The sequence below is a fragment of the Neisseria sp. P0022.S010 genome, from assembly GCF_051956635.1.
Genome location: NZ_JBQCXF010000789.1, coordinates 1 through 691 on the forward strand (window position 1 = coordinate 1; position 691 = coordinate 691).

General features: G+C 52.1%; 2 protein-coding genes. One reads left to right on the top strand and one right to left on the bottom strand.

Annotation, left to right across the window (positions count from 1 at the left end; genetic code table 11):
* A partial coding sequence (gene pgk, locus ACTHUT_RS21420) for a phosphoglycerate kinase (RefSeq protein WP_440419821.1) occupies nucleotides 1-221 on the bottom strand: 221 nt, incomplete at its 3' end.
* 195 nt (nucleotides 222-416) lie between these two features.
* Between pgk and ACTHUT_RS21425 the strand changes: the two genes are divergently transcribed.
* On the top strand, nucleotides 417-691 hold a 275-nt coding region (locus tag ACTHUT_RS21425), incomplete at its 3' end, for a M16 family metallopeptidase (protein WP_440419823.1).

Here is a 691-nt window from a genome sequence, read left to right on the forward strand (position 1 = left end):
ACATCGTCTTCAGGATGGAATTCGCCTTCGGTCGGACGGCCGAGGTGGGTCATCACGATCACAGACGCGCCGTTGTCCAAGCAGTATTTGATGGATGCGAGCGAAGCGCGGATACGGGTGTCGTCGCTGATGTTGCCGTCTTTAAACGGTACGTTCATATCGGCACGGATCAGAACGGTTTTGCCTTGAACATTTTGTTCGGTCAATTTCAAAAATGCCATGATGATTCCTTTGTGATGGTTGGGAACGGGAATGTTTGGGATTATCCGTGAATGAGGCGCGACGGTAAAGATTGGCAACGGCCGCGCTTGATGTGAATCAGCAGATAAAGCCGCAGGCCGTCTGAAACATTCGGCCAATCTTTGCAGATTTTCCGCTATACTTTGGCGATTGATTTTCATTTTACGGATTAAACCATGTTACGCCGAATTGCTTTAATGCTTGCCTTCGCGCTGCCTGCCGCTTCATGGGCGCAGACGCTTTCTGAAACCCTGCCCAACGGTCTGAAAATCATCGTCAAAGAAGACCACCGCGCGCCTGTGGCCGTTTCGCAGATTTGGTACAAAATCGGCAGCGTGGATGAAAAACCGGGCAAAAGCGGCCTGAGCCACGCTTTGGAACACATGATGTTTAAAGGCACGAAAGACGTTCCCTCCGGCGAGTTCAACCGCCGCGTGTCCGAGCTGGGCGG